The sequence below is a fragment of the Bizionia argentinensis JUB59 genome (assembly GCF_000224335.1).
Taxonomy (GTDB): Bacteria; Bacteroidota; Bacteroidia; order Flavobacteriales; family Flavobacteriaceae; genus Algorimicrobium; species Algorimicrobium argentinense.
Map to the genome: position 1 here is coordinate 47,696 of NZ_AFXZ01000016.1, position 7,511 is coordinate 55,206.

8 protein-coding genes are annotated in these 7,511 nt (G+C 31.4%); 4 read left to right on the forward strand and 4 right to left on the reverse strand.

The features are described 5' to 3' along the window. Nucleotides 1–19 precede the first annotated feature (19 nt). The 4 genes from BZARG_RS06175 to BZARG_RS15995 form a co-directional block, all read right to left on the reverse strand. Complete coding sequence (locus tag BZARG_RS06175) at nt 20–826, reverse strand: M28 family peptidase (protein ID WP_008636449.1); 807 nt, start codon at nt 824–826, stop codon at nt 20–22. Between the two features lie 36 nt (nt 827–862). Next, nucleotides 863–1,057, reverse strand: a complete 195-nt coding sequence (locus BZARG_RS16155; protein ID WP_008636389.1) for a hypothetical protein — start codon at nt 1,055–1,057, stop codon at nt 863–865. 82 nt (nt 1,058–1,139) lie between these two features. Next, nucleotides 1,140–1,514, reverse strand: coding sequence for an FUSC family protein (locus BZARG_RS06180; protein ID WP_008636373.1), 375 nt, complete (start codon nt 1,512–1,514; stop codon nt 1,140–1,142). Between the two features lie 42 nt (nt 1,515–1,556). Continuing rightward, complete coding sequence (locus tag BZARG_RS15995; RefSeq protein WP_316927847.1) at nt 1,557–1,871, reverse strand: DUF3108 domain-containing protein; 315 nt, start codon at nt 1,869–1,871, stop codon at nt 1,557–1,559. A 766-nt stretch (nt 1,872–2,637) separates the two neighbouring features. Here BZARG_RS15995 and BZARG_RS06190 point away from each other — a divergent pair. From BZARG_RS06190 to BZARG_RS06205, 4 genes are all read left to right on the forward strand, one after another. Beyond that, nucleotides 2,638–3,084, forward strand: a complete 447-nt coding sequence (locus tag BZARG_RS06190) for a hypothetical protein (protein ID WP_008636457.1) — start codon at nt 2,638–2,640, stop codon at nt 3,082–3,084. 275 nt (nt 3,085–3,359) lie between these two features. Continuing rightward, the gene (locus tag BZARG_RS06195) at nt 3,360–4,661 is read left to right on the forward strand and encodes a hypothetical protein (protein ID WP_008636451.1); all 1,302 of its coding nucleotides are present in this window, start codon (nt 3,360–3,362) and stop codon (nt 4,659–4,661) included. Nucleotides 4,662–4,810: 149 nt separating this feature from the next. Beyond that, complete coding sequence (locus BZARG_RS06200; RefSeq protein ID WP_008636396.1) at nt 4,811–6,253, forward strand: T9SS type B sorting domain-containing protein; 1,443 nt, start codon at nt 4,811–4,813, stop codon at nt 6,251–6,253. Nucleotide 6,254: 1 nt separating this feature from the next. Further along, nucleotides 6,255–7,511 (forward strand): PorP/SprF family type IX secretion system membrane protein (locus BZARG_RS06205; RefSeq protein WP_040288072.1); only part of this gene is annotated, 1,257 nt, incomplete at its 3' end.

The window sequence follows — 7,511 nt, forward strand, 5'->3', positions numbered from 1 at the left end:
AACAAACTTTAACAGGCTATTAAATATCGACGTTGTGTATTAAATTATTTTCTTTATTGGCCAAGTACCAAGCTGTGGTGAAAATAAACTGCGTCCGTTTAGCCAGCAAATCATAAGCAATTTTATCAGGTGTATCAGAAGGTTGATGATAGTCTTCATGCTCGCCATTAAAGTAAAAAATAACAGGTATATTTTTTAGTGCAAACCTATAATGATCGGATCTAAAATAAAAACGATTTGGATCGTCATCATCATTATACGTGTAATCTAAATCTATTTTAAAAAATTTATTATTTACTTTTTCGGAAATAAAATGCAGCTCCTTACTAATTCTATTAGCTCCGATAAGGTATAAATAGTCGGGTTTGTTTTTATGTTTTACATCAATACGACCAATCATATCAATATTTAAATTAGCCATGGTTTTAGATAGTTCAAAAACGGGGTTTTCTAGGTAATATTTAGAACCATATAATCCAATTTCTTCAGCTGTTATATGCAGGAATAAAACACTTCTTTTGGGCTTATAACCATCTCTTTCAGCTAATTTAAAAGCCTGAGCCATTTCCATTACGGCAGTTGTTCCAGATCCGTTATCATCGGCGCCGTTAAAAATTTCGTTGTTTTCTATTCCCATATGGTCTAAATGTGCGGAAATGATAATGACTTCTTCCGGCTTTTCAGACCCTCTTATAAAAGCTAATACATTTTCAGAAGTATTTATGCCATCGGGTAGATAATATGAAGGGATTGTTTGGGTATAAATACTATCATTTATAGGCGATAAAATTTGTTGTGATTTATAATAATTTTTTAAAAATTCCACGGCTTTTTTCTGACCAGTTTCGCCTGTTTTTCGACCTTAAAACTCATTGGAAGCGTATTTGTAAAGATGTTTTTTTAACTCTACAGCTGTGATAGTTTCGGCATAACGCATAACGGTTGCACTATCCGCAAGTTGGATGTTATTTTTTATAATTTCAATTTTTTCTGAATAGCGTTCATATGAACATGAAGCCGCTAAAGCTAGTACACAAGCAATAAAAAGTCCTTTCATAAAAAGTAATTTTAGTTTTAAGTAAATCAAAAAATAACAACGAAGCATAATATTCTCAAAACTCGTAATCAAAGTAATCTTTTTATTGGTGGATGTCTATTTCTTCTAGATCATTTTCTTCTAAATTCAAATACTCAAGATCTAAATCCTTTAACTTTTCTAGAGCCTCTATTTCAGATTTTTTATCTGTTTCTTGCAATTGTTCTGTATTACCAACTTCCAAGCTGTTAAAAAGAGCTTTATATGTAGAAAAGGATATTGCTATTATAGTTAATAAAAACGCCAGTTTTACGGTATGATTTGGTTTGTCTTGTTTGTTGGATAAATGAAAAGCAATAACTCCGAAAATAATTGCTATTCCGGCAAGAATAAAGGCTAGATTAGATAGTGGTAATATGGAAAGTACAAGCGCTAAAACAGCAGCTATAACAGTAAAAATAATAAATAAAGTTCTCATAATAATATATTTAGTTTTTTAATCCAGAAGCTGATTTTATTTTCAGTTCACTATTACCAATAGCAATCTTAAATTTAGCATAAGCAGGCACCTTATTAGCGTCGTGAGCCATAATAAGTTATCGTTGGAGCCTTTTAATACGCTGCTATTGGCAACTGATATGTCTAATATATTACATTCCTTTTTCCCTATTCCAGTATTAATGATTTCGGTCCCTAAATAAACCGCAGAGATTTTAAATTCTTTATTATCAAAAATAAACGATAATGGAAAACCTTTTCCTTTGTCAGTTTGATCTAAATTAAAATTTCTGATTTTATAAATGGTCGTTACAATATCAATATTAGAATTACCAATGGTTACGTTTTTCTTTTCTTCGTAAGTGCTACCTTTACATTTATTTTTTTTTAGGTACTTTCAACAATGTTCTTTTTGTACTTGAATTTGTATTGCATAAATTTATGATATCCACTCTCATTAATATCGCGCTTATATTAATGGGGCACTAGAGTAGTAGGGTTGACATAGCTTTCATACAAATCACGGATTTTTAAAAAAACTATCCCATTTTCTATATGTTGTAGCATTACATTTTAAACGTAATAACGTAGTTTTAGATGTCTTTGCAGCGCTAGTTTGCATTATAACTTCGGCTAAATCTGTCATAATTCAAGACATATTGTATGCTGGGTTAAATTTTAAGGTTTCGTTAGATGAAACTGCTGTGTTTTGAGAAAGCACTAATGAAGAAACAAAAAGACTTAAAAATAGAAAGTATTTAAATATATAATTTTTAGTTTTTTAGTAAAACGAAGATATTAAGATTTAGTATTTCGATAGTATAATTAAAAAAACATTTATAATCAAAAATGTAATTAATTATTAGTGGTTTTGAAAAAATTATTATAAATAAAGTGTAGCTTTAATCCATTTGAAATATTAAAATAGTCGTATTTGGAATTATAAGAACGTCATAATTAAATTAATTGCTGATTTTTAGATGTGCTTTTGTTCAACAAAAAATAACAAATAAATAACAAATAATTATGAAAACTTTGTCTAAACACTTGTTATTCTCGTTTAATTAGATAAATTTGCTTTTATTAATCCCAAAATTACTTTTATGAAAACTAAAATTACTTTGTTCTGTTTAATGTTTTTATTAATCGCTGGTATGGCGAATGCTCAAGATGCGCCAAAAAGTATAATTAATAAAGATGTTCGTCTTACTAAATACCATGATATAAAAGAGCTTGAGCGAATGCAAAAAGGGACTTTATTAGAATTATATAGCGAACGCATTTCAGTTATAATTCAAACTTTACCTTATATTGCCTTTGCTACAAAGCCAGGAGTAACAATGGCTACATTTGGAATTCCAGATACTAAAGACAATGCAAAAGCTTTAGACGATCAAATTGAGGCTACTAAAAATTACTTTTTAAGTACTATGGGTTTTCAAAATAAAATTTTACCTTATTCTGATAGAAGTAATTTAATTGCTGCTATTTTATTCTATGAACAAACCTTGAAAGCATTACATGTTTACAGTCAAGAAAATAGATTTTAGTTCTATTAGACCCTATAGGGTGGCATATTAAAGTTGAGTTTGCTTTTAAATCGGTTTTTATAAAGTATAAATAATGACTCATATAAATGGTCATGAAATACGTTACATCGATTAAATTTTAATCACAAAATCATTACTTTAATATGTAAGAAAACACACCAGTAAAACTGTTATTTATGCATTTCATCGTATTTATTAGTGTTTAGTGGAATTTATTTGTATGTTTGATATGTGAGAAAAATAATGTTTATGATTAATAAATAAATAAGTTAACTATGAAAAATTTAACCCAACTCTTAAGCATTTTTCTATTGGTGTTTTGCAATGCGTATTCACAACAAGAAAAGGGTATTATTGGCACGGACAACTGGTTGAATTCTTGGACTGAATTTAATCCAGACTCAAAAGAATATGCAGAAGCTACCGAAATATTAACAGGTAACATTTCGGCGGATACTAAACTAGTAAAGCAAAATACTTATAAGTTATTAGGAAATGTATTTCTAACAAATGGTGCTACTTTAACTATTGAACCTGGTACCGTTATAATTGGAGATTTTAAAACTAACGGTTCTTTAATTATAACCAAAGGTGCTACAATAATTGCGGATGGTTTAGTTACGGATCCTATTGTTTTTACCTCTAGTAGAAGTGTTAAAAAGGCGGGAGACTGGGGAGGAATCGTTATTCTTGGTGATGCCCCAATTAATAAATTCGGAAATGGCGCTTCAGTAAATAATGATTTCAGGTCGGCTTCTTATGATCATATTAGTTATGGTGGTGAAAACATTGAAAGTAACTCGGGTATTCTTCGATATGTACGAATTGAATATGCTGGCAAAAAACTAACTAATGGGAATAATTTTAATGCGCTATTATTAGCTGGTGTTGGCAATCAAACTGTATTAGACAATATAATGATAAGTTTTGCTGCAGGTAATTCTTTTGATATTTTTGGAGGAGAAGTTAATTTAAGCAAAGCAGTTTCATTTAAATCTAATAGAATAGATTTTAACTTTAATTATGGTGCACAATCTAATTTACATAATTCTTTAGCGGTAAGGTCGTCTTATATATCTAGTCCAGATGGTTCAAGATGTTTAAATGTAGCTTCGTATGATAATGATAAAGGGGATATTGACTTTTCTAAAAAGCAAACGGCAATTACAGCAACAAACATAACCTTCTTAACTGCTAGCGATGATTTAGAAACTGAAATTAGTATGGGTCTTGTAAAAGAAGCCATATTTATTGGGGAGTATGCAGAATTAGATATGAGTAAAAGTGTTATTTCTGGTTTTAATCCTGCAGTTCTTTTTGAGGATAAAATTAGAATTAATAGCGAGAGCTTAGCACGTGTAAAATTTTCCGAAATGTATTTCAATAATTGTAATGGAAACATCTTTATTGAGTATAATACTAATAACGAGGATTTAGAGAGCTGGTATGGAAACAGTAGTTTCTTTAATGTGTATTCAAAAGGTTTAGATGCGGAAACGTTTATTGATATTAAAAGTTCCAGAAAACCAGATTTTAGATTGCGCATTAATAAAATTATCGCATCTAACAAATATTAATTGAGTATTCTATTGTTCTTTAGAAAAATCACTTTAAGTAATCCAATAAACCATATATTCCTTTTGTTTGTATGAGCATGATGTTTAGTAACAAAACAATTTGTTAGCACTAATAATCAATTATAAAGCGCATGAATAAAACTACTTTCGTGAAAAAATATATTTTTGTATTTTGTTTTTTTGTTATCGTTTTTTGTCAGAATCTGAACGCGCAAATAGGAATAGGTGCTCCAAGTATTGGTTTTAGTCAAGCTTGTGCGAATCAATCTTTTAATACGTTTAATGTAACGTTTAGTTTCTCTCCAGAAGCAGGCGTAAACCCAACGAATCAATTTAGAATTGAGCTATCGGATGCCAATGGTAGTTTTGCTAATCCAACGCTTGTAACTAGTTCCGCTGCTGGTGCAATTACAACATCTCCAGCAACTTTAAGTTTTGGTTTGCCCACAGATACTGCGGGAGAATCTTACAAATTAAGAGTTAAAAGTACGGCACCTGGATCTCAAAGCTCAAATTCTATAACGTTTGCAGCTTACTATAAAGCTCAAGACAAACCATTCACAATAAATAATTCAATTTCAAGCGCATCTTATTGCGCTGGAGGAAGTTATACCTTAACTATAGATAATCCGGGAACAGGCTTAAACGACTCCCCCTTAAACTACCCTTCATTAACTTATAAATGGTTTAGAGAAACGGGTCCCTCTACTTCAGTTTTTGTTGCAGATGGCGAGACTTTAACGGTTAATCAACCTGGTATTTATTTTGTTGAAACTAATTATGGTACTTGTACGTCTGATTCATATTCTAATCGCGTAACTGTTTCAGAAGGCTCTACTGCGGCAGCAACCACCATTGTTTCTAGTCTTGGGAATCCATATTGTCCAAGTGGAGGAGCAACGACATTATCAACAACTCAAGGTGATAGTTATCAATGGTTTTTAGATGGAGAAGCTATTTCTGGAGCCATCAATCAAACTTACGTAACCGAGCTGTCGGGTACTTATTCAGTGAATGTCGATTTTGGAAGTTGTAGTGCAACGGCTTCAATTGATTTAGTTAGTGAGGGTTTTACAAGTAGTATTAATGTTGATGATGTAAATATCATGGAACTAGGAGACACCTTATATGTTGAAGTTTCAACATCGGCGGATGCCCCTGAATTCCAATGGTATTTAAATAATGATATTATTCCAGGCGAAACAGTAAACACCTTTGATGCTACTGAATATGGATCTTATAGTGTTATAATTAATCAAACATCAGGATGTGTTTTTTCAAATGAATTATTTTTTGAAATAACAGAGCCTGTAAATCTCTTTCCAAGTGTAGAAAAAATCCCAAATTTAATCAGTCCAAATGGTGATGGTATTAATGATACTTGGATTATTCCAGTTGAATATGTCTCTGGAACAAGCACGCAAGTTATTATTATGGATTCCTATGGCAAAGTATCACTTAATACAAACGAATATCAAAATAATTGGCCGGAAAACGAAATCAATTTTAGTAGTGTAAATCCCGTTTATTATTACGTTATCACAACAAAAGATAATAAAATTTTTAAAGGTTCTATAACCGTCATTAAATAGTATGAAGATATTTTTACTCATAATAGTTCTAATCTTATGTTCTACACAGCTTTCCTTTTCGCAAGAAGATGGAGTTGTGTCGTTGGCTATTCCAGTAAGAAGTTCTTTAAAATTCAATAGGTATTTAACTAATCCAACCTTTAGTTTTGTTAGAGAGCAAAACTCCTATATCAATTTAACCAATAAAAGAGAGTGGATGCAATTTGAGGATGCACCCGTAACTTATTTAGTTAATTATACAGGTAGATATAGTGAGAATATAGGAGTAGGTGTTGGTTTATTTCAACAAAATTATGGTGTTCTAACTACTTTTGGAGGTGTTTTGAACTTCGCATATAATGCCCAACTTCAGGCTGATAGTAATTTAACATTCGGTTTAAACCTTGGTTTTTATTCAAGTGGCATTAATGAGGGAAGTGTAATTGTTAATCAGCCAGATCCATCTTTAGATGATATTTCAAAAAACACGATTGTTACTGTTAGTCCTGGAATTAATTACGGATTGGCTTTTTTCGATTTTGGCTTATCTGTAAATAATTTAGTTCAGTATAACTTAAACTCTTCCGAATTACTAAAAGAAGATCCTCAACAAAGTTTTCAGGCTCATATTATGTATACAGGATATATGTCTAGCCGAGGCTTTCTTGATGAAAGTAAATTTTCTGCTTTGGTTAAATCTGAATTTAAAACGGATCAAACCATTTTTTCAGGATTAGCCATGTTAACTGTCCCGAAGGGTATTTGGGGACAATTAGGTTATAATACAGCTTATGGGATAATGGGAGGTATTGGAATAAATATTACAAATCAAATCGCCCTAGAATATAATTATGAAAAGGCTATAGGAGATTTAGCAACTTTTGGCTCTTCTCATGAACTTACTGTGGCTTATAAATTTAATACTAGAAACCGATATCGATATAGTGGAGACGATAAAGAAGAAGCTTTCTTAATTAAAGAGCAAAAACGTAGACGTAAATCAGTTCCTTCTAATAAACCAAAACGGGATCCTGAAACTAGAACAGCATCCGCGGATCAAAGGGCTTCGGATTTAGAAGAAAGAAGATTAGAAATTGAAGCTAGAGCACTGGCCAGAGAAGAAGCCAGAGAAGAAGCAAAAATATTAAGAGATGAAAAAGCTTTAACTCAATCACCAGAAAAAACTGAAAATCAAGCTCAAGCGGATGAAGAAGCAAGATTAGCAACGCAGGCAGCAGCTCAAGCTCAAGCAGATGAAGAAGCAAGATTGGCAGCGCAA

What these genes read in the sequence shown, in the direction of transcription:
- BZARG_RS16155 (WP_008636389.1), bottom strand. Translation starts at nt 1,057, where the DNA reads ATGAAAGGACTTTTTATTGCTTGTGTACTAGCTTTAGCGGCTTCATGT.
- BZARG_RS06180 (WP_008636373.1), bottom strand. Translation starts at nt 1,514, where the DNA reads ATGAGAACTTTATTTATTATTTTTACTGTTATAGCTGCTGTTTTAGCG.
- BZARG_RS06190 (WP_008636457.1), top strand. Translation starts at nt 2,638, where the DNA reads ATGAAAACTAAAATTACTTTGTTCTGTTTAATGTTTTTATTAATCGCT.
- BZARG_RS06195 (WP_008636451.1), top strand. Translation starts at nt 3,360, where the DNA reads ATGAAAAATTTAACCCAACTCTTAAGCATTTTTCTATTGGTGTTTTGC.